The sequence below is a fragment of the Nocardioides sp. Z13_37 genome (genome assembly GCF_058355585.1).
In genome coordinates, this window is sequence record NZ_JBZGDV010000006.1 from 57,376 (window position 1) to 75,869 (window position 18,494).

At 72.5% G+C, this 18,494-nt stretch carries 18 protein-coding genes; 4 read left to right on the plus strand and 14 right to left on the minus strand.

The genetic code is table 11. The features are described from left to right. Position 1: 1 nt before the first annotated feature. Positions 2-568: a histidine phosphatase family protein gene (locus AC4H2S_RS14745; RefSeq protein WP_491497723.1), complete on the minus strand. Its 567-nt coding sequence runs from the start codon at positions 566-568 to the stop codon at positions 2-4. A 50-nt stretch (positions 569-618) separates the two neighbouring features. On the opposite strand from AC4H2S_RS14745, the gene AC4H2S_RS14750 reads away from it, so the two are divergent. Further along, on the plus strand, positions 619-1,809 hold the full coding sequence (locus AC4H2S_RS14750) for an MFS transporter (RefSeq protein WP_491497724.1): 1,191 nt from the start codon (positions 619-621) through the stop codon (positions 1,807-1,809). A gap of 14 nt (positions 1,810-1,823) precedes the next feature. Here AC4H2S_RS14750 and AC4H2S_RS14755 read toward each other — a convergent pair whose 3' ends face one another. Both AC4H2S_RS14755 and AC4H2S_RS14760 read right to left on the minus strand, forming a co-directional pair. After that, on the minus strand, positions 1,824-2,009 hold the full coding sequence (locus AC4H2S_RS14755; RefSeq protein ID WP_491497725.1) for a DUF5302 family protein: 186 nt from the start codon (positions 2,007-2,009) through the stop codon (positions 1,824-1,826). 68 nt (positions 2,010-2,077) lie between these two features. Next, positions 2,078-2,896, minus strand: a complete 819-nt coding sequence (locus AC4H2S_RS14760; protein WP_491497726.1) for a class I SAM-dependent methyltransferase — start codon at positions 2,894-2,896, stop codon at positions 2,078-2,080. 36 nt (positions 2,897-2,932) lie between these two features. Between AC4H2S_RS14760 and AC4H2S_RS14765 the strand changes: the two genes are divergently transcribed. Further along, positions 2,933-4,093, plus strand: coding sequence for a hypothetical protein (locus AC4H2S_RS14765; RefSeq protein WP_491497727.1), 1,161 nt, complete (start codon positions 2,933-2,935; stop codon positions 4,091-4,093). Positions 4,094-4,115: 22 nt separating this feature from the next. Here the strand turns inward: AC4H2S_RS14765 and AC4H2S_RS14770 are convergent, their stop codons facing one another. The 7 genes from AC4H2S_RS14770 to AC4H2S_RS14800 form a co-directional block, all read right to left on the minus strand. Beyond that, entirely contained in the window at positions 4,116-5,147 is a 1,032-nt protein-coding gene (locus AC4H2S_RS14770; RefSeq protein ID WP_491497728.1) for a MaoC family dehydratase, read from the minus strand. 64 nt (positions 5,148-5,211) lie between these two features. Further along, on the minus strand, positions 5,212-6,363 hold the full coding sequence (locus tag AC4H2S_RS14775) for a Gfo/Idh/MocA family protein (RefSeq protein WP_491497729.1): 1,152 nt from the start codon (positions 6,361-6,363) through the stop codon (positions 5,212-5,214). 30 nt (positions 6,364-6,393) lie between these two features. Further along, positions 6,394-7,236 carry a sugar phosphate isomerase/epimerase family protein gene (locus AC4H2S_RS14780; protein WP_491497730.1) on the minus strand — a complete coding sequence of 281 codons (843 nt, stop codon included), beginning with the start codon at positions 7,234-7,236 and terminating at the stop codon, positions 6,394-6,396. 100 nt (positions 7,237-7,336) lie between these two features. Next, positions 7,337-8,590: a substrate-binding domain-containing protein gene (locus AC4H2S_RS14785; RefSeq protein WP_491497731.1), complete on the minus strand. Its 1,254-nt coding sequence runs from the start codon at positions 8,588-8,590 to the stop codon at positions 7,337-7,339. Next, on the minus strand, positions 8,590-9,687 hold the full coding sequence (locus AC4H2S_RS14790; RefSeq protein WP_491497732.1) for an ABC transporter permease: 1,098 nt from the start codon (positions 9,685-9,687) through the stop codon (positions 8,590-8,592). Before AC4H2S_RS14790 ends, AC4H2S_RS14785 begins: the two co-directional genes overlap by 1 nt. Continuing rightward, positions 9,684-10,850 carry an ABC transporter permease gene (locus AC4H2S_RS14795; protein ID WP_491497733.1) on the minus strand — a complete coding sequence of 389 codons (1,167 nt, stop codon included), beginning with the start codon at positions 10,848-10,850 and terminating at the stop codon, positions 9,684-9,686. Before AC4H2S_RS14795 ends, AC4H2S_RS14790 begins: the two co-directional genes overlap by 4 nt. After that, entirely contained in the window at positions 10,847-12,394 is a 1,548-nt protein-coding gene (locus tag AC4H2S_RS14800; protein WP_491497734.1) for a sugar ABC transporter ATP-binding protein, read from the minus strand. The genes AC4H2S_RS14795 and AC4H2S_RS14800 overlap by 4 nt, the downstream gene beginning before the upstream one ends. Positions 12,395-12,507: 113 nt before the next feature. Between AC4H2S_RS14800 and AC4H2S_RS14805 the strand changes: the two genes are divergently transcribed. Beyond that, positions 12,508-13,698, plus strand: a complete 1,191-nt coding sequence (locus tag AC4H2S_RS14805) for an ROK family transcriptional regulator (RefSeq protein ID WP_491497735.1) — start codon at positions 12,508-12,510, stop codon at positions 13,696-13,698. Positions 13,699-13,733: 35 nt separating this feature from the next. Here the strand turns inward: AC4H2S_RS14805 and AC4H2S_RS14810 are convergent, their stop codons facing one another. Continuing rightward, on the minus strand, positions 13,734-14,930 hold the full coding sequence (locus AC4H2S_RS14810; RefSeq protein ID WP_491497736.1) for an acyl-CoA dehydrogenase family protein: 1,197 nt from the start codon (positions 14,928-14,930) through the stop codon (positions 13,734-13,736). Positions 14,931-15,063: 133 nt separating this feature from the next. Here AC4H2S_RS14810 and AC4H2S_RS14815 point away from each other — a divergent pair, with 133 nt between their 5' ends. Next, entirely contained in the window at positions 15,064-15,672 is a 609-nt protein-coding gene (locus AC4H2S_RS14815) for a hypothetical protein (RefSeq protein ID WP_491497737.1), read from the plus strand. A gap of 10 nt (positions 15,673-15,682) precedes the next feature. Here the strand turns inward: AC4H2S_RS14815 and AC4H2S_RS14820 are convergent, their stop codons facing one another. The 3 genes from AC4H2S_RS14820 to AC4H2S_RS14830 are packed head-to-tail and all read right to left on the minus strand — an operon-like array spanning position 15,683 to position 18,484. Beyond that, positions 15,683-17,161, minus strand: a complete 1,479-nt coding sequence (locus tag AC4H2S_RS14820) for a phospholipase D-like domain-containing protein (protein WP_491497738.1) — start codon at positions 17,159-17,161, stop codon at positions 15,683-15,685. 43 nt (positions 17,162-17,204) lie between these two features. Continuing rightward, a complete protein-coding gene (locus AC4H2S_RS14825; protein ID WP_491497739.1) occupies positions 17,205-18,272 on the minus strand; it encodes a hypothetical protein in 1,068 nt (355 codons plus the stop codon). Beyond that, the gene (locus AC4H2S_RS14830; protein WP_491497740.1) at positions 18,269-18,484 is read right to left on the minus strand and encodes a DUF6752 domain-containing protein; all 216 of its coding nucleotides are present in this window, start codon (positions 18,482-18,484) and stop codon (positions 18,269-18,271) included. Before AC4H2S_RS14830 ends, AC4H2S_RS14825 begins: the two co-directional genes overlap by 4 nt. Positions 18,485-18,494 lie beyond the last annotated feature (10 nt).

Here is an 18,494-nt window from a genome sequence, read left to right on the forward strand (position 1 = left end):
GTCAGCTGTTCCAGCTCAGGAGCGTCGGGTGCTCCCGCTCGTAGCCGAGGACCGAGACGGTCGAGGTGTCCAGCTTGAAGAACCGGCCCTCGGACGGCGACTGCTCGAGCCACCGCGCCGTGAGCACGCGCAGCGAGTGGCCGTGGGCGAAGGCGAGCACGCGGTCGTGGCGCCGCGCCCGCGCGATGACGCGGTCGAGCCGCGCCGCGACCTCGTCGGGCGTCTCGCCGCCGGGCATGGGGTGGGTCCACACGGTCCAGCCGGGCACGGTCTCGCGGACCTCGGCGGTCGTCACGCCCTCGTAGTCGCCGTAGGCCCACTCGACGAGGTCCTCGTCCACCTCCGCGTCGGGGAAGCCGGCCAGCTCGGCCGTACGGCGCGCGCGCCGGCGGGGGCTGGTGAGGACCAGGTCGAACCCGACCCCGGTCAGCCGCGGGGCCAGCGCTGCGGCCGCCGCCTCGCCGTCCTCGGTGAGGGGGAGGTCGGTGGTCGAGGTGTGCTTGCCGTCGCGGCTCCACTCCGTCTCGCCGTGGCGGACCACCCAGAGCTCGGGACCATCGGAGGACATGTCGCGAGAGTCTGCCACGACCGGCCGGTCGGGCTGCCACGATGCTCACCATGACGACGGCCGGACGGAGCGGGGCGGAGTCCGACGTGCGCCGGGCCCGCTGGGCGATCTCGGCGGCGTTCGGCGTGCAGGGCCTGGTCTTCATCAGCCTCACCACCCGCCTGCCCCGCTTCCAGGACCGGTGGGACCTCGACGAGCTCGCGCTGTCGGGCGTCCTGCTGATGATGGTGCTCCTCGCCGGGGTCGGCTCGCTGGTCGCCGAGCGGCTCGCCCCCCGCCTGGACAGCGCCGTGGTGCTGCGCGCCGGCCTGCTCGTGGTGGCGGGCTCGGTGGCCGTCGTGGTCCTCGCGCCCACCACGCTCGTCTTCGTGCTCGGCCTCGCGGCGTACGGCGTGGGGCTGGGGCTGGTCGACGCGACGGGCAACATGCAGGCGGTGGCGCTGGAGCACCGGCTCGGCCGGGTGGTGCTGCCGTCGTGCCACGGCGCCTGGACGCTGGGCGGCGTGGTCGGCGCCATCGGCACCCTCGCCGCGGGCGACCTCCCGTGGTCGGCGGTGGCGGTGGTCGCGGTGCTGCCGCTGGCCGCCGCGGCGGCGCCCTACCTGCCCCGCGACCACGGCGTGGCCGCGACCGGCGCGCCCGTCGACGTCCCGTGGCGGGCGATCGTCGCGGTCGGCCTGGCCCTGGTCGTGTTCTACACCGTGGACACCGCGGCGGCGACCTGGGGACCGGTCTACCTCGACGCCGTCTTCGACGCACCCGAGGGGCTGGTCGCCCTGGCGACGCTGCCCTACCTCGTCGCGAGCGGGCTGGTGCGCCTCGCCGGCGACCGCCTCACCGAGCAGGTCGGCGCAGTCCGGCTGCTGCGGGTCGGGGCGGGCGTGGCCCTCGTCGCGCTCGTGGTGGTCGTCGCCGCACCCTCGTGGCCGGTCGCCGTGCTCGGCTTCACGCTGCTCGGCTGCGGGGTCGCGGTCGTCGCGCCCCTGAGCTTCTCCGCCGCGGCTGCGCTGGCGGGCCGCGACGCCGACCCGGCGACCCGCCGGGCGCGCGTCGACGCCGTGGTCGCGCGGTTCAACCAGTTCAACTACGCCGGCGCGCTGCTCGGCGCGGTGATGACGGGAGCGGTCGGCTCAGGATCGCTGCGGGTCGGCTTCGCCGTCCCGCTGGTGCTCGTGGTGGCGCTGTTCTGGCTGGCACGGGCCTTCGCGCCGGCGGACGAGGTGCCCGCCGGCGCGAAGTGACCGCCCACCCCGGGTCACGCGCCTCCGCCACCGGCCTTGCGCCGATGCATCGGCTTGGCGACGTTCTTGTCGTTGACCTCGGATCCGTGTGCCTTCTCGCGCGACCCGGCCGTGTCGTCGGGGTGGTCGTGGCCCTTCTTGCGATCGAGGGCCTCCCGCATCTTCGCCTTGATGTCTGCGTTGGGGTCCTGGCCAGCCATGAGGTCCTCCTCGTCGATGACGCTACGAATGGTCCACCCTGTCAAACGCGACCACACGGGTCGAGCGGTTAAGGCCGTCGCAGCACGTCGAGCCGTGCGCCGAGGCCGCCCGTCATCCGGTGGACCTGCCAGCGACACCGGGCCACCGTCACCTCGTACGCCGCGTCGCCGAACTCCGCGCGGTAGCGCTCCGGCTCGCGCAGCAGCCGGGCGAGGTGCAGGAGCGCGCGACCGGCCGTGCCGTCGTGCTCCTGGGACCACTCGGCCCACTCGGAGGACAGGTCGATGGTGTCGACCACCTCGAGGCCCGAGCGCTCGATCGCGGCGTCGATGGCCCGCGGGTCGGCGGCGGCCGGCACCACGCCGAGCACCTCGAAGAGCCACCGGGCCTCCGCGTGGCCGAGCAGGTCGGTGGCGACCGCCTGGTGGGCCACGACGTGGCCGCCGGGACGCAGCACCCGGGCGAACTCGGCGAAGGCGTCCTCGGGGTGCCCGACGTGCACCATCGCGTCGCGGCACCAGACCAGGTCGAGCATCGCGTCGCGCACCGGCACCTCGGTGGCGCTGCCCCGCTCGAAGGCGAGGCGCGAGGCGATGTCGGGCACGAGGTCGCGGCGGACGGCGCGGGCGTGGTCGAGGTGGCCCTGGACGAGGTCGAGGCCGAGCACCCGGAAGCCGAAGTGCGTGGCCAGCCGGACGGCGTGGTCGCCGTCGCCGCACGCGACGTCGACGACCCGGCTGTCGGGCGGCAGCCCGAGCTCACGCACCACCTGGAGCAGCATCGAGGGGTCGCGGGGGGCGAGGCTCTCGTCGAGCCTGGCCGCGAACGCCGCCTCGGCCTGCGGGTCGAGCTCGGGGACGAGGTGGGGCAGGAGGTCGCGGTGCACGGATCGAGTCTGCCGTGACCGAGTAGGGTCGCCGGCATGGCTCGCCGTGTGTTCCTCCACGTCGGGACCGCGAAGTCCGGCACCACGTTCCTCCAGGACCTGTGGTGGCGCCACCGCGACGAGCTGCGCACCCGCGGGCTGCTGCTGCCCGGGCGCCGGCGTGACCACTTCGCGGCCGCCGCGGTGGTCAAGGGCATGTCGACGGTGCTCGACACCCTCGCCGCGCGCGAGCGCGACGCGTGGCGCCGGCTGGTCGAGGAGGCCCGCGAGTGGCCGGGCGACGTGCTGGTGTCCAACGAGCACTTCTCCGACTCTCGCGGCGACGCCGCCGCGGCCGCCCTCGCCGACCTGGCCGGCGCGGCCGACGAGGTGCACGTCGTGGTCACCGCTCGCGACCTCGGCCGGGTGCTGCCCTCGGCGTGGCAGCAGCGGGTCAAGATGGGCGCCCGCCAGCCCTACCGGCGCTTCCTCGCCACCGTGCGGCGCGGCGAGGGCGACCAGAAGTTCTGGCGCTACCAGGACGTGCCGGCGATCCTCGACCGCTGGTCCGCCGGCCTGCCCGACAGGCGGGCGCACCTCGTCGTCGTGCCGCCGGCAGGGGCGCCGCGCGAGGAGCTGTGGCGGCGCAGCGCCGCGGTGCTGGGCCTCGACGTCACCGGCCTCGACACCGAGGCCAGGCGACCCAACGACTCGCTGGGCCTGGTCGAGGCCGAGCTGCTGCGGCGGGTCAACGAGCGCCTGCCGCGCTCACGACGCTCCCCCGCCCTGACCCGCCACGTCAAGGGCACCTTCGTGCCGGAGGCGCTCGCCGGGTCGGCGCCCCGCGAGCCGTTCGTCCTGCCCGCCCGCCACCACGGGTGGGTCCGCGAGCGGTCGGAGGCCACGGTCGCCGACCTCCGCTCGCGGTCCTACGACGTCGCCGGCGACCTCGATGACCTGCTGCCCGCCGACCCGCGCACCGGTCGCACGCCCGACGACGCGACCGATTCCGAGCTGCTCGCCGCCGGCCGCACCGTCCTGGACCGGCTCGGTCTCGACCCGGCCGGCTCCCTGGACGAGGCGCTCGACGCGGTCGTGGGCGACCTGCTCCGGCACGGCTCCCCCGCCGCGGCGTCCGTGGCCGATGCCGCCGCCCCAGCGCCGTCCCCACGCGCCGCCGTGCAGCGCGTCGTACGCCGGGTCGCCGGGCGCCGGTGACCCACCGGGGCTCCGGCGGGCCTCAGCGCGGGACGAGCGCCCAGTAGTCGAGGTCGAGCAGCACGCCGTCGGCGTAGGCCCCGTCGTCGCCGCGCAGCGTCATCGACTCGTCGCGGCCCTTGGTGGCCACGAGCCGCAGCCGCAGCGCGCCGACCCCGAGGGCGTCGAGGACGGCCGTGTCGAGCACCTCCGACCAGGCGTGCACGGTGTCGCCGGCGAACGCCGGGGCGACGTGCGCGCCGGCGTTGATCGCGGCCACGAGCTGGGCGTTGGCCAGCCCGTTGAACGACAGCGCCCGCGCCAGCGAGATCACGTGGCCGCCGTAGACCAGGCGCCTGCCGTCGGGACGCGCGTCGGTGTTGAAGTGCACCTTGGCGGTGTTCTGCCACAGCCGGGTGGCCATCATGTGCTCGGCGTCGGTGAGCGTCACGCCGTCGACGTGGTCGATGCGCTCCCCCACCTCGTAGTCGCCGAGCCGGTGCGGCTCGCCCGCCGCCACGACGTCGTACGACGAGAGGTCGAGGCCGGCCGGCACGACCAGGTCGGCGGGCGCGACAGCGTCCGCGAGGACGGGGACGACGGTCTCCGGAGCAGGTGAGTCAGCCGACCGCTTGTGCACCATCACCCAGCGGGCCCAGTCGATGGCGACCTCGCCGCGCTGGTTGGTCGCGGTCGAGCGCACCCACACCACGCCGGTGCGCCCGCTGGAGTTCTGCTTGAGGCCGATCACCTCCGAGCGGGTGCGCAGCGTGTCGCCCGGCACGACGGGCAGGTGGAAGCGACACTCCGCGTAGCCGAGGTTCGCGACGGCGTTGAGCGACACGTCGGGGACGGTCTTGCCGAAGGCGATGTGGAAGGCGACGAGCTCCTCGACCGGGTGGGGCGCCAGCCCGACCGACGCCGCGAACCCCGCCGAGGAGGGGACCGCGAAGCGGGTCGGGTAGATCGCGCCGTAGAGCGCCCGGTCGCCCTCGGTGACCGTGCGCGGCGTGGCGTGCTCGATCACCTGCCCGACGGTGAAGTCCTCGAAGAAGTTGCCGGCGTTGGTCTTCATGCCGCACATGGTGCCGCACCCCGCACCCGCCGGGACCCTCTCGTGAGGGCAGTCACACGGCGGGTCACGCGTCGACGTCGACGCAGCTCCCGCCCCTGGCCGAGCTCGCCTCGATCGCGGCCAGCACGCGCTGCACGGCGAGGCCGTCCTCGAACGACGGGGTGGGCTCCTCCCCGGCCGCGAGGGCGGCGAGGAAGTCGGCGGCCTGGTTGGTGAAGGTCGCGTCCCAGCCGAGCACGTGGCCCGGTGGCCACCAGCCGTCGATGTAGGGGTCGTCCTGGTCGGTCACCAGGACGCGCCGGAAGCCCTCGGAGCCGTCGAGGCAGAGGTCGAGGTGGTTGAGCGACTCGAGGTCGAAGCGCAGTGCGCCGTTGCTGCCGTAGACCTCGATCCCGAGGGCGTTCTTGCGCGCGGTGGCCATGCGCGTGACCTCGAGGCTGACCACGGCGCCGCCGTCGGTGCGCAGGGTGCCCCACGCGGCGTCGTCGACGCTCACCTCCTCGGGACCGTCCGCGCCCTGGCGCTCGCCCACGAACGTGTGGGTCAGCGCGTTGACCGCCGTGACCTCCTGGCCGAGCAGGAAACGCACCTGGTCCACGGCGTGCGAGCCGAGGTCGCCGAGGGCGCCCGACCCGGCGAGCTCGCGGCGCAGCCGCCAGGTCATGGGCGCGGCGTCGTCGGCCAGCCAGTCCTGCAGGTAGGACACGCGCACCTGGCGCACCTCGCCGAGCCGGCCTTCGGCGATGTGCCGACGCGCAAGCACCAGCGCTGGGACGCGCCGGTAGTTGAAGCCGACCATCGAGTGCACCCCGTGCTCGCGGGCGGCGCGGGCGGTGGCGACCATCTTCTCCGCCTCGGCCATGGTGTTGGCGAGCGGCTTCTCGGCGATGACGTGCTTGCCGGCCTCCAGCGCGGCGATCGCGACCTCGGCGTGCAGGTGGCCGGGGACGCAGACGTCCACGATGTCGACGTCGTCGCGCTCGATCACCGCGCGCCAGTCGGTGGCCGACTCGGCCCAGCCGTACTGCCCGGCCGCCGTGGCCACCGCCTCCGCGTCGCGACCGACCAGGACCTGCTGGCGCACGCCGGGGGCGCCGGGTCGGAGCGAGGCGACGTTGCGCCATGCGTGGGAGTGGGCCTTGCCCATGAACGCGTAGCCGATGACGGCCACTCCCGGGGACCCGGCGGCGCCCGATGCGCTGGGTGTGCTGGTCACGTGCTTCTCCTGCCGTGAGGTGGCGGTCGCTCAGGCGAGCGACCGGAGGAACGACAAGCCGTCTCGGGCGAGCTCGTCCTGGGTGGGTGCCAGCGGACGCCAGATGGAGGCGGCCGTGGCGATGGAGGCGTTGTCGGCCGTGAAGCTCTCGATGACGAGCGGGCCGTCGTAGGCCACCTCGTCGAGACCCTGCACGAACGCACGCCAGTCGGTCTGGTCGCCGCCCGGCGCGCCCCGGTCGCTGCCGCAGACCTGGACGTGCGCCAGGTGGGGGCCGGCGGCCCGGATCGCGCCCGCGCTCGAGCGCTCCTCGATGTTGAGGTGGTAGCTGTCGAGCGCGAGTCCGAGACCGTCGCCGAGCAGCGGCCCGAGCGCGTCCAGCGCCTGGTCGACGGTGTTGACCAGGGAGGTCTCGTAGCGGTTGAGCGGCTCGACGCCGAGGCGCACGCCCCGCTCGACCGCGTGGTCGACCACGGGGGCGAGGTGCCGGTGGAGGTCGTCGTAGGCCGCCCGCCGCGCGTCGGCGTCCATGCGCCACACGCGGCCCGTGGCGGCGTAGAACGGGCCGCACACCGTCCGCGCGCCGATGCCGGCGGCGAAGTCGATGCAGGCCCGCAAGTAGTCCTGGGTGTCGGCGACGCACGCGGCGTCGACGAGGTCGCGCCCGGGTGCCATCGCCCCCACGACGCACGGCGTCAGGCCGGTCTCGGCGAGCACCTCGGCCACGACCGGGACGGTGAGGTCGCCGGCGTTCTCGAGCGGCAGTTCGACGGCGTCGAAGCCCATCGTGGCGATGTGCCGCAGCAGTCCGGCCACGTCCGCGTCGGTCAGCGGTGAGGTCCAGACCCACGTGTTGACGCCGATCTCTCGCATGGAGGTCCTTCCGGGTTGGCTGGGCAGGGGGTCGGACGGACGTCGGTGGGCCGGGCGCGGCCCGGCCCACCGACGGGTGCTTCAGTCGATCATGCCCGGATCAGGGGATCTGGCGCTCCTGCCAGACGTCGGGGTAGCCCACGAGGTCCTCGCCGCCGAACTTGGCGTAGTGGCCGTCGGGCATGCCGTCGTTGGCCTCGAGGTAGTCGCTGCGCTCGTCCTCGGTGATCGGGGTCTGCGGGAGCACCCACTCCTTGGGGACCTCCTCGCCGGCGAAGATCTTCTGCAGCGCGAGGAGCGGGGTGCGCCACTGGAAGTTGGAGTAGACGGGCGCCAGGCCGGTCAGCCCGGTGTCCTCCCACTTGCGCAGGAAGCTCATCTCGTCCTCGCCGGTCATCACCGGGTAGTCGGCACCGAAGTCCTCGAAGGCCTCGATCGCCGCGACGGCGCCGTCGCCGGCGTCCATCCACACGCCCTGGACCTCGCCCTTGCCGAGCTCGTCGGTGATGATCTTCTTGATCTCGGTCGGGTCGGCGCCGGTGAAGTAGTCGACCGCCTCGATGCCGTTCTCGTCGAAGAGCTTCTCGGCCGCGGCCCAGCGCTGCTCGAGCACGTCGACGCCCGGCAGGATGCGGAGCGCGACGACCTTGTCGCCCTCCTCGAGGTTGTCGATGAGGAACTCGGCGGTGTCGATGCCCCACGCGAAGCCACCGATCGGGTGGATGAAGGTGGTGGCGCAGTCGGTCTGCACGCCGCGGTCGAAGACGACGACGGGCTTGCCGGTCTCGCACGCGCGCTCGACCGCGTCGGTCATCGCGGCGGTGGAGTTGGGCGAGATGATGAAGGCATCGCAGTCGCCCTCGGAGATGAAGTAGTCGATGTCGGCGATCTGGGTGTTGTCGTCGTCACCGGCGTCGCGGGTCTCCATCTCGGAGATGACGCCCTCGTCCTGCAGGGCCTTGAGCTGCTGGTTCATGGTGATCCAGCCGGTCTGGCGCCACGGGTTGGAGATCGAGGCGTTGGCGAAGCACGCCTTCTGGGCGCCCTTGGCCTTGTAGTCGGACGTGTCGGTCATCTCGCCGTCGATGTACTGCAGGTAGGGCGTCTCGGTGTCGCCCTCGAAGGTCGCCGACCGCTGCTCGAACTGCGTGTCGTAGACGGCCTGGTCGAACCATTCCTGCTCCTCGGCGGGGCTCTCCTCCTCGGAGGCGTCCGGCGACTCGGACGTCTCCGAGGTCTCGTCGGTGCCGGAGGTGGAGTCCGTCGGGTCCTCGGTGCTGCACGAGGTGGCGAACACCCCGAGCAGCAGGGCCGAGGCCACTGCCATCGGCGCGCGGTGGATCTTGTGGCGCATCAGTTTTCTCCTGGTTCGGTGCCCGGTCGGGCAGTGGTGGGTGGTGGTGCGGGTGCTGCGGGACGAGACGGTGGACGACGACCCAGCGACCAGGCGCGGGCCGCCAGCGCGACGGCGAGGATGATGATCAGGCCCTGGACGGAGTTCCTCCAGGTCGACTCGACCTCCTGGAAGTTGAGGAACGAGAAGAGCAGCTCGAGGGCGAACGCCCCGGCTGCGGCGGAGAGGAGCCAGCCCCGTCCGCCGCCCAGCACGACCCCACCGAGCACGACGGCGGTGATCGCCTGGAACTCGTAGCCGGCGCCGACGGAGGGGTGCACGCCGGCGTAGCCGACCAGCAGGATGCCGGCGACGGTGGCCGAGAGCGCGGACAGGATGAACGCCCGCGTCTTGACCCACCACACCTTCGCGCCGGCGATGCCGGCGGCGTCGGGGTTGTCGCCGGTCGCGATCAGCGTGCGGCCGAACGGCGAGCGCATCAGCCAGACGCCGGCCGCCGCGACGGCGACGAGGATGATGACCGAGTAGGGCAGCACGTCGAGGACGGGCACGTCCTGGACGCCGCCGCGGCCGATCTCGCGGAAGGTGTCGACCGGGTTGCCGGTGGCGGCACCACCGGTCAGGTAGCGCACCAGTCCGCCGAGGGCGAGCATCGTGCCGAGGGTGACGATGAAGCTCGGCACCTGCAGGATCGTGGTGCCCAGCCCGTTGACCAGGCCGACGACCACCCCGATGAGCAGCATCAGGCCGATGGCCGGCAGCACGCGCCCCTCGTCGTCGCCGATGTAGTTGCCGGCGATGACGACCTGCGTCGCGATGACCGCGCCCATCGAGAGGTCGAACTCGCCGGAGACGATCACGTAGTACTGCCCCATCGCGGCGATCGCGATCGGCGCGGTGCGGCCGATGAAGCGGATGAGCTGCGGCGGCTCCCCGAAGGACGGGTTGACCCACACGACGGCGATGAAGAGCAGGGCGAGCAGGATGAACACCGCCCCGCCCGGGGTCAGCGCCCCGCGCAGGATCCGCTGCGGCAGCGAGCCCTCCGTGAGCGGCAGGGTGCGGCCGGCGGCCGTGCCGGCGGTCGCGGTGCTCATGCGGTCTCCTCCTTCGTGGTGGACCCGGTGGTGGACCCGGTCGTGGACCCGTTGGCCGCCCCGGGGAGTGGCAGCGTGGGCCGGTCGGAGCCGAAGCGGGGTGGACGGCGCACGACGCTGCGGCGGGCGTAGACCGCGACCGCGAGCACGATCACCAGGCCGCGCACGAAGTCCTTGAGGAACGGGTTGACCTGCATCACGCCCATGACGTTGTCGAGCACGGCGAAGATCGCGACGCCGCCGATGGTGCCGACCACGCTGCCCTTGCCGCCGGCCAACAGGGTGCCGCCGAGCACGACGGCCGCAATGGACAGCAGGTCGTAGCGCCCCTGCGAGCCGATCGTCGGCAGGCCGACCCCGGTGCGCGAGAGCAGCAGCAGGCCCGCCACCCCGGCGAGGAGCGAGCAGAGGACGTGCGCCGCGATCACGGGCACCGTCGTCCGCACCCCCGACATGCGCGCCACGTCGCGGTTGCCGCCGATGGCGTAGAGGTGGTGGCCCAGGCGGGTGAAGCGCAGCATCAGCGTGACCAGGAGCGCGGCCGCCAGCAACAGGATGAACGCGGTGGGCACGACCGCCGCGATGCCGCTGCGGCCCAGCAGCTCGAGCGCGGGCGAGGCGTCGCCGTGGCTGCCCTGGTAGTTGGTGGCGAGGTAGCCGCTGACGATGAGCCCGACACCGAGGCTGGCGATGAAGCCGTGCACGTCGAAGACGCTGACCAGCACGCCCATGACCAGTCCGACCAGCGCGCACAGGGCGAGGGTGTTGACGACCGCGGGCCACAGGTTGGAGTCCAGGCCCTTCATCCCGCCGGCCGCGATCACGGTGGCCAGGCTGACGACGTAGGGCACCGAGAGGTCCAGGCTGCCCACCAGGATCACGAGGGTCTGGCCGATCGCGATCAGGCCGAGCACGCTCATCGCGGTCAGCACCGCCCAGGTGTTGCCCTGGCTGAAGAAGTTGCGGCCCTCGACCGCGGTCAGCACCGCGGACGCGACGACGACGCCGAGCAGGACGAGGTAGATGAGCGCGGTCGAGTCGAGCCGTCGCGCGCCGCGCGGACGCGCCACGCGCCTCCGGCGCACGGGGTCGCGGGGCTCCTGCCCCGTCGAGGAGGCCGGGGTGCGGGCCGGCTCCGGCGTCCGGTCGGTGGTGGCGCTCATGCTGCCTCCTCGCGTGCGGCTCCGGTGGCCATGGCCAGCACGGCCTCCTCGCTCGCACCCGCCGGGAGCGAGCCGGCGAGGGTGCCGTCGCGCATCACGAGGATCCGGTCGGACATGCCGATCACCTCGGGGAGCTCGCTGGAGACCATCAGCACGGCGACGCCCTGACGGGTCAGCTCGCGCATCAGCTCGTAGACGCGGTGCTTGGCCCCGACGTCGATGCCGCGGGTCGGCTCGTCCATGAGCACCACCAGCGGGTCGATGCTCAGCCACCGGGCCAGCACCACCTTCTGCTGGTTGCCGCCGGAGAGGAACTGGACCTCCTGGCCCAGGCTGTGGGCGGCGACGTCGAGGTTGGACAGCACGCCGGGCATGTCGCGTCGGGCGGCGCCCGTGCGCCGCGGGAAGACCGCCCGCACGACGCCGAGGGCGTTGTCGAGGATCGACTGGTTGAGCGCGAGGCCCTTGGCCTTGCGGTCCTCGGTGATGAACGCGAGCCGGGCGCGCACGCCCTGGCGGGGGCTGCTGACCTTGAGCGGGGCGCCGTCGAGGGCGATGGTCCCGCGCGCCACGGGGTGCACCCCGAAGACGGTCTCGAGGAGCTCGGTGCGCCCAGAGCCCTGGAGCCCGGCGATCCCGACGATCTCGCCCGCGCGGACCTCGAGGGAGACGTCGTCGACGTAGCCGTTGCCGACGCCGGACAGCGCGAGGCGAACGTCGCCGACGGTGACGTCCGCGGGCTTGTCGGGGAAGTAGGTGGTCAGCGGGCGACCCACCATCAGCCGCACGAGCTCGGCCTCGCTGAGGTCCTCGGCCGGCCGGGTGGCGACGTGCTGGCCGTCCTTGAGGATGGTGATCGTCGAGCAGAGGTCGAAGACCTCCTTGAGCCGGTGGGAGACGTAGACGATGGCGACGCCGCGATCGGTGAGGCGGCGGATGATCGAGTAGAGGAGCTCGACCTCGTGGTCGGCGAGCGCCGCCGTGGGCTCGTCCATCTGGATCACCTTCGCGTCGAAGCTGACCGCCTTGGCGATCTCGACGATCTGCTGCTCGGCGACCGACAGGCTCCGCACCAGCGTGCCCGCCCGGAGGCCGGACACGCCGAGGCCCTCGAGCAGCTCCTCGGTGTCGCGGCGCATCCGCGCGGTGTCGACGGGGCCGAGGCGGCCCAGGCGCCGCGGCTCGCGGCCGAGCCAGATGTTCTCGGCGATGGTGCGCTCGAGGAGGAGGTTGAACTCCTGGAAGACCGTGGACACCCCCGCCCGCTGGGCCTGCACGGGGTGGCTGAACGAGACCTTCTCGCCGCCGACGACCACCGTGCCGCTGTCGGGGGTGTAGACCCCGGCGAGCATCTTCATCAGCGTGGACTTGCCGGCGCCGTTCTCGCCGACGAGCCCATGGACCTCGCCGGCGCGCAGCGTCAGGTCGACGCGGTCGAGCACGGTGTTGCCGAAGAAGCTCTTCGTCATCCCGGTCGCGACCAGGGCGGTCTCGGCGGGGTTGTCCGCAGGGTTGTCCGCAGGGGTGTTCGCAGGCGTGTTCACGGGCACATTCGCAGGCACGGCGCCACTGTGGCACGCGTCACTGGCTTTTGTCGAGCACGCAGCAAAAGTGTCCGGTCTGGCGTGCAAAGTCGCGCATGTGCTTGACTCCGCCCGTGCGAACCGGCGAGCTCTTCGACCTGCTGCGAGACGGAAGGCCCTGGACCCGCGCCCAGCTGGCCGAGGCGACCGGACTGGCTCGCTCGACGATCACGGCCAGGATCGACACGCTCATGCGACTGGGCCTGGTGGCGCCGTTCGGCGGTGCCCGGTCGACCGGCGGACGCCCCCCGGCGCTCTTCGCGCTCAACCCCACCGCCAAGCTGGTCGTCGGCGTCGACGTCGGCGCCACCCACGCGACCGCGGCGCTGACCGACCTCAACGGCTCGATCCTCGGCGAGGTCGACGCCCGCATCGCGGTCGCCGACGGCCCCGAGGCCGTGCTGTCCTGGGTCGTGGACTCGGTCCGCGACCTCCTCGCGACCAGCGACCGCCCGATCGACGACCTCGCGGCCATCGGCATCGGTCTCCCGGGCCCGGTCGAGCACGACACCGGACGCCCGATCAACCCGCCGATCATGCCGGGCTGGGACCGCTTCGACGTGCCCGCCTACCTCCAGCAGAAGTACCCCGTGCCGGTGCTCGTCGACAACGACGTCAACATCATGGCGCTCGGCGAGCGGCGCCGGCACCTGCGCGACGTCGACGACCTGGTGCTCATCAAGGTGGCCACGGGCATCGGCGCCGGCATCGTCTCCGGCGGCGTGCTCCAGCGCGGCGCCCAGGGCACGGCCGGCGACCTGGGCCACGTCCGGGTCCCGGGCGCCGACGACGTGCTGTGCCGCTGCGGCAACTCGGGATGCCTCGAGGCCGTGGCGGCGGGCCCGGCGCTCGCGGCCGCGGTGCGCGCGCAGGGCGAGCCCGCGGAGGACGGCGGCGACGTGGTCGAGCTCGTCCGCTCGGGCAGCCGGGTCGCGATGGGCGTCGTGCGTCAGGCCGGCCGCGACATCGGCGAGGTCGTGGCCACGATGGTCAACCTGATCAACCCCTCGGTCGTCGTCATCGGCGGCCAGGTGGCGGGGGCGGGCGAGCACCTGCTCGCCGGGATCCGCGAGTCGGTCTACCACCGGTCCCTGCCGCTGGCGACCGAGCACCTGCGCATCGTCACCTCACGCGCCGGAGGCGAGGCGGCCGTGCTCGGCGCCTCGGCACTGGCGATCGAGCACGTGCTCTCCCCCGACGTCGTCGAGGCCGCCAGCGAGGCGCTCGCCGCGGCGGACGCCGCGGCCGAAGCCGCCGGCGGCTGACGCACCCGTACCTCCGCCCGGCACGGGGGCAGGGGTCAGCCCAGCTTGTAGTCCTTGAGCAGGCTGCGGCCGATGATCATCTTCTGGATGTCGGAGGTGCCCTCGCCGATCAGCATGAACTTGACCTCGCGCATCAGCCGCTCGATCTCGTACTCCTTGGAGTAGCCGTAGCCGCCGTGGATGCGGAAGGAGTCCTCCACGACCTCGTTGGCGTACTCGCTGGCGACCATCTTGGCCATGCCGGCCTCGACGTCCATGCGCTGGCCGGTGTCCTTGAGCCGCGCGGCCTTGACCATCATCGTGTGCGCGACCTCGACCTTGGTGGCCATCTCGGCGAGACGGAACAGCACCGCCTGGTGCTCGGCGATCGGCTTGCCGAAGGTCTTGCGCTGCTGGGCGTAGGCGATCGCCAGCTCGAAGCCGCGCCAGGCCAGCCCGCACGCGCGTGCGGCGACGTTGACCCGGCCCACCTCGACGCCGTCCATCATCTGGAAGAACCCCTTGCCGGGCTCCCCGCCGAGGATCTGGTCGGCGCCGATCTGGTGGCCCTCGAAGATGAGCTCGGTCGTCTCGACGCCCTTGTAGCCCATCTTCTCGATCTTGCCCGGCACCGTGACGCCCTGGGCGGTCTCGCCGAACCCGGCCTCCTTCTCCACCAGGAAGGTCGTCATGTTCTTGTAGACGCTCTCGGTGCCCTCGTCGGTCTTGGTCAGCACCGCGACCAGGGTCGACGTCGCGCCGTTGGTCAGCCACATCTTCTGGCCCGTGATCGAGTAGCTGCCGTCGTCGGCCCTCGTGGCCTTGGTGGACACCGCCGACACGTCGGAGCCGAGACCGGGCTCGGACATCGAGAACGCGCCGCGCACCTCACCGGTCGCCATCCGCGGCAGGTACTTCTGCTTCTGCTCCTCCGTGCCGTGCTGGACGAGCATGTAGGCGACGATGAAGTGGGTGTTGATCACGCCGGAGACGCTCATCCAGCCCCGCGCGATCTCCTCGACCACCAGCGCGTAGGTCAGCAGCGACTCCCCCAGCCCGCCGAACTCCTCCGGGATCGTCAGGCCGAAGACACCGAGCTCCTTGAGCCCCTCGATGATCTCGGTCGGGTACGCGTCGGCGTGCTCGAGCTCCTGCGCGACCGGGATGATCTGCTCGTCGACGAACTGCCGCACCGCCTTGAGGATCTCGCTCTGGTCCTCGGAGAGGCCGTCGGTCTGGCAGAGGCGGGGCATGTGGTGGCTCCTGGACGCTCGCGGCTGGATCGCAGGGAGTCTAGGTCGCGAGCGAGGACCGGGGGCAGGGCCCGGCGCCGAGACAGTCGTCACACCCCGGCCCGGCACCGACGCCCGTGAGAGACTGGCGCGCATGCGACCCATCCGTGTGATCGGACCAGCCCTGGGAGCCTCCCTCGTCCTGCTCGCCGGCGCGTGCGGCGACGACGACGCCACTCCTGACACCGGTGTCGACCCCTCGTCGGAGACGTCCTCCGCGTCCCCCTCCGCCTCCCCCACCGAGACCGCGGCCGCGGTCGAGCCGATCGACTTCGGCACCGAGCCGGCCGTGTCGCCGCGCTACAAGAAGTCCGCGCTGCGCGCGACCTCCGACGGCGTCATCACGATGGTGCCCTCGACCCTGCCCGACGGCTGGACCGCCGTCGGCGGCGGCTACCAGCCCGACCCGCAGTGGTGGCGCATGGAGTTCACTGCGCCGACCGGCGAGGTCGTCCTCGACCAGCTCCCGGGCACCAGCGCCGAGGTGCTCGGCGACCAGCCCGACCTCACGGCCGCCGACGACGTCGACCTGTCCGACTGGGGCACCGGCACCTGGTCGGCATGGGACCACGCGGGTGCCACCGTGCTCGCGCACGACCTCAAGGGCAGCACCGTCGTGCTGCAGGGTCCTGACCTCGAGACCGTCCGCGGGCTCGCGGAGTCCCTCCTGCCTGCCGACGAGGCGGGCGAGCAGGAGGGCTGAGGCGCCTCGGTCAGTCGTTCTCCCAGGTGGGGCCGCCGCCGGTCAGCCCGTCGGGCTCGACCGTCACCATCGGGCCGACCCCGACCCGGCGGCCGTTGACGGTCTTCCACGAGGAGTACGTCGTGGTGTAGGCGTCGCGGCTGTAGGGCTTCTTCCACATCAGGTTGAAGTTCTTCATGTAGTCACGCACCATCCCGCGCCCGTGCATGCTGAAGAGGATCTCGTCCTGGGGCGTGCCCAGGCTCGACCAGTTCGTCGATCCGGTCCACACCATGTGGCTGTCGATGTTGCCCTTGTAGGACCCGCGCAGCACGAAGTACTTGTGGTGGGTGTAGCGCTCGATGCTCTCGGGCATGTTGTCGATCTCGGGGTCGCCGGTCGGCACGTCGTCCCTGAGGTTGAACCCGGTCGAGCGCAGCGGCACGCGGCCGCGGGCCGTCGGGGCGCCGATGTGCTGCTTGGTGTGGAAGCCCATCAGCCCGTAGTTGACCCGCAGGTGGCACCCGTCGGCGTAGAGCTGGCGCAGCTTGTCGGCGATGTAGTTGCCGCGGCCGCCGCGCATGGTGTGCATCGAGAGTGCGAGCTGGGTGCGCCGCTGCGTCCCCGCCGCGTCGGTGTAGACGCACTGGATGTTGTTGAGGATGTCGAGGATGACGTCCTTGTTGGGCGTGGTGTGGCGCGGGAAGACGATGTTCAAGTACTTGTGCTGGTCGCCGGAGGGGCAGGTCATGCCCGTCTCGCAGAAGAAGTAGGAGGGACGGCGCTTGTCCCAGTCGGGACGCATGTCGTTGAACAGTCGGAGGAACTGGTCGTAGAGGGTCTTCTTGCCGACCGTGGTCCACAGGTCGTTCCACTGCCAGCGCACGGCATTCATCGTCATGTTCTGCGAGCCGAGCATCACGACGTTGCGGTTCTTGCCGGTGCGGCTGAACAGGTAGAACTTGCTGTGCAGGTTGTTGTACTCGTTGTCGTCGGCGCGGCACCCCGACTTGCAGCGCTTGAGGAAGCTCGACTTCTTGGTCTTGTGGCCGAGCACCCGCTGGATGCGCACCTGCGCGTTGGGCACGAGGTGGTCGTTGAGCAGCACCTGCACCTTCACGCCGCGGCGGTGGGCGCGGATGAGCTCGTCGGCGAACACCTGCCGGTCGAGGGAGTAGGCCGAGATGACGATCTTCTCCCCGCGCGGCGTGTTGCGGATCGCGCGCAGGATGTGGCGCTCGATGACGTAGCGGTCCTTCTCGACCATCGGGTTGTTGAACTTGGCCCCGGTGGGGACCTTCCACTTCTTGTTGGGCTTGCCGGGCTTGCGCGCGGCGGGCGCCGTGGGCTTCGCCGACGTGGGCTCGGCCGACGTGGCGGCCTGGCCCCTCTGCGCGGCCTGGCCGGGGGCGGCGGGCGCCGGGCCCGCGGACGCCGCTCCGGAGGTGGGGGCGGCCAGGGCGGCCAGCAGCCCGGAGGCTGCGAGCAGGGCAACGAACTTCGAACGCACAACGACTCCTACGTGGCACCGGTGGCGCCCCGTGGCGCCCGGATCAGGGATTTCCCCGACGTGGCGGCACATCACCTGTGCTCGCGCGGACGTCGGCCACGATATCAGCGACGAGACGCGAGGCCGATTCAACAAGCTCGTCGGCGGTGACCGTGTCGGGCTCTCGTCCCGGCGCGCTCGCAGGCTCGGCCGTCAGCGCGGAGAGCTCCCCCAGCACGTGGAATCCCCGCTCGGCGATCAGGGCCGTGGCGGCGCGGTCGAGCTCGGCGAACCGCGCGCGGTGCTCGGCCGGCACGCCCCCGCGCTCCCGGGGCTGGCGGGCCAGCAGGTCCTCGGCGAGGTAGCCGCGGATCCACACGCCGCGCTCGTGCGCCGAGTAGGGCGGCAGGTGCTTGTTGACCAGGCGGAGCGTCTCGATCTGCACGATGCCCAGGGCCGGGTTGACCGCGTCGACGGGCGCCGGGTAGTCGTCCGGGTCGATGCCGAGCACCTCGGCGAAGTGGCGCCAGTGCAGGTCGCGCGCCTCACCGGCACCGGGCATCACCAGCACGTGCACCCGCTCGCTCGGCAGGTCGGGGGTCCAGCGCTCGAGCACCCCGGCGAGGTCCCACGTGCGCATGCTAAACTCCGGACCGCCCGCGGCGCGGCCGGCCAGCACCGCGTCGAGGCCGACGGTGCCGCCGTTCTTCACCGACTCCTGCCAGCCGGCGGAGACGACGCTCGCGGCGTCGCGCGCCGTGACGACGAGGTGCACCTCGGCCTCCGGGAAGTCCGCGACCGCGCGGGCGGCCTGCTCGGCGCTGGCGCCGCAGAGGAACTCGTGGGTGATCAGCACGTCGCCGGGGTGAGCGGCGACCTGGTCGACCAGGCGCCGCCAGGCACCGGGCGCGTCCGGGTGCCGCTTGGCCAGCCGAGGCCGCTCCTGCAGGTCGAGTGCCGCCCACAGGTGCTCGCGGTGCCCGAAGCCGGGCAGCAGCACGCCGTCGGCGAGGAGCCGGTCGCGGTTGCCCCACAGCACCTGCTGGAGGTAGGTCGTGCCCGTCTTGGGCAGCCCGATGTGGAGGAAGACCCGACGCGGTCCGCCGCGGCGCTCGCGCGGGCCAGGGCTCAAGAGAAGTCCCCTCGGTACTTCCCGAGCAGCTCCTCCAGCCTCTCCTCGTCGCGCGCCGCCACCGGCAGCAGCAGCTCGGTCACGACGTCGGTGAGCTCGGCGACGCGCACGTTGAGCGCGCGGTTCTCCTGCACGGCCTCCTCCAGCGCCGCGACGCGCTTCTCGAGGTCGCGGGTGCCCCCGGTGACGGAACGGTTCCTGCGTCCGAACATGTCTGCTCCC

Coding starts and splice junctions, on each gene's coding strand:
- AC4H2S_RS14745 (WP_491497723.1), bottom strand. CDS start 568: ATGTCCTCCGATGGTCCCGAGCTCTGGGTGGTCCGCCACGGCGAGACG.
- AC4H2S_RS14750 (WP_491497724.1), top strand. CDS start 619: ATGACGACGGCCGGACGGAGCGGGGCGGAGTCCGACGTGCGCCGGGCC.
- AC4H2S_RS14755 (WP_491497725.1), bottom strand. CDS start 2,009: ATGGCTGGCCAGGACCCCAACGCAGACATCAAGGCGAAGATGCGGGAG.
- AC4H2S_RS14765 (WP_491497727.1), top strand. CDS start 2,933: ATGGCTCGCCGTGTGTTCCTCCACGTCGGGACCGCGAAGTCCGGCACC.
- AC4H2S_RS14770 (WP_491497728.1), bottom strand. CDS start 5,147: ATGAAGACCAACGCCGGCAACTTCTTCGAGGACTTCACCGTCGGGCAG.
- AC4H2S_RS14780 (WP_491497730.1), bottom strand. CDS start 7,236: ATGCGAGAGATCGGCGTCAACACGTGGGTCTGGACCTCACCGCTGACC.
- AC4H2S_RS14785 (WP_491497731.1), bottom strand. CDS start 8,590: ATGCGCCACAAGATCCACCGCGCGCCGATGGCAGTGGCCTCGGCCCTG.
- AC4H2S_RS14790 (WP_491497732.1), bottom strand. CDS start 9,687: ATGAGCACCGCGACCGCCGGCACGGCCGCCGGCCGCACCCTGCCGCTC.
- AC4H2S_RS14795 (WP_491497733.1), bottom strand. CDS start 10,850: ATGAGCGCCACCACCGACCGGACGCCGGAGCCGGCCCGCACCCCGGCC.
- AC4H2S_RS14810 (WP_491497736.1), bottom strand. CDS start 14,930: ATGCCCCGCCTCTGCCAGACCGACGGCCTCTCCGAGGACCAGAGCGAG.
- AC4H2S_RS14815 (WP_491497737.1), top strand. CDS start 15,064: ATGCGACCCATCCGTGTGATCGGACCAGCCCTGGGAGCCTCCCTCGTC.
- AC4H2S_RS14830 (WP_491497740.1), bottom strand. CDS start 18,484: ATGTTCGGACGCAGGAACCGTTCCGTCACCGGGGGCACCCGCGACCTC.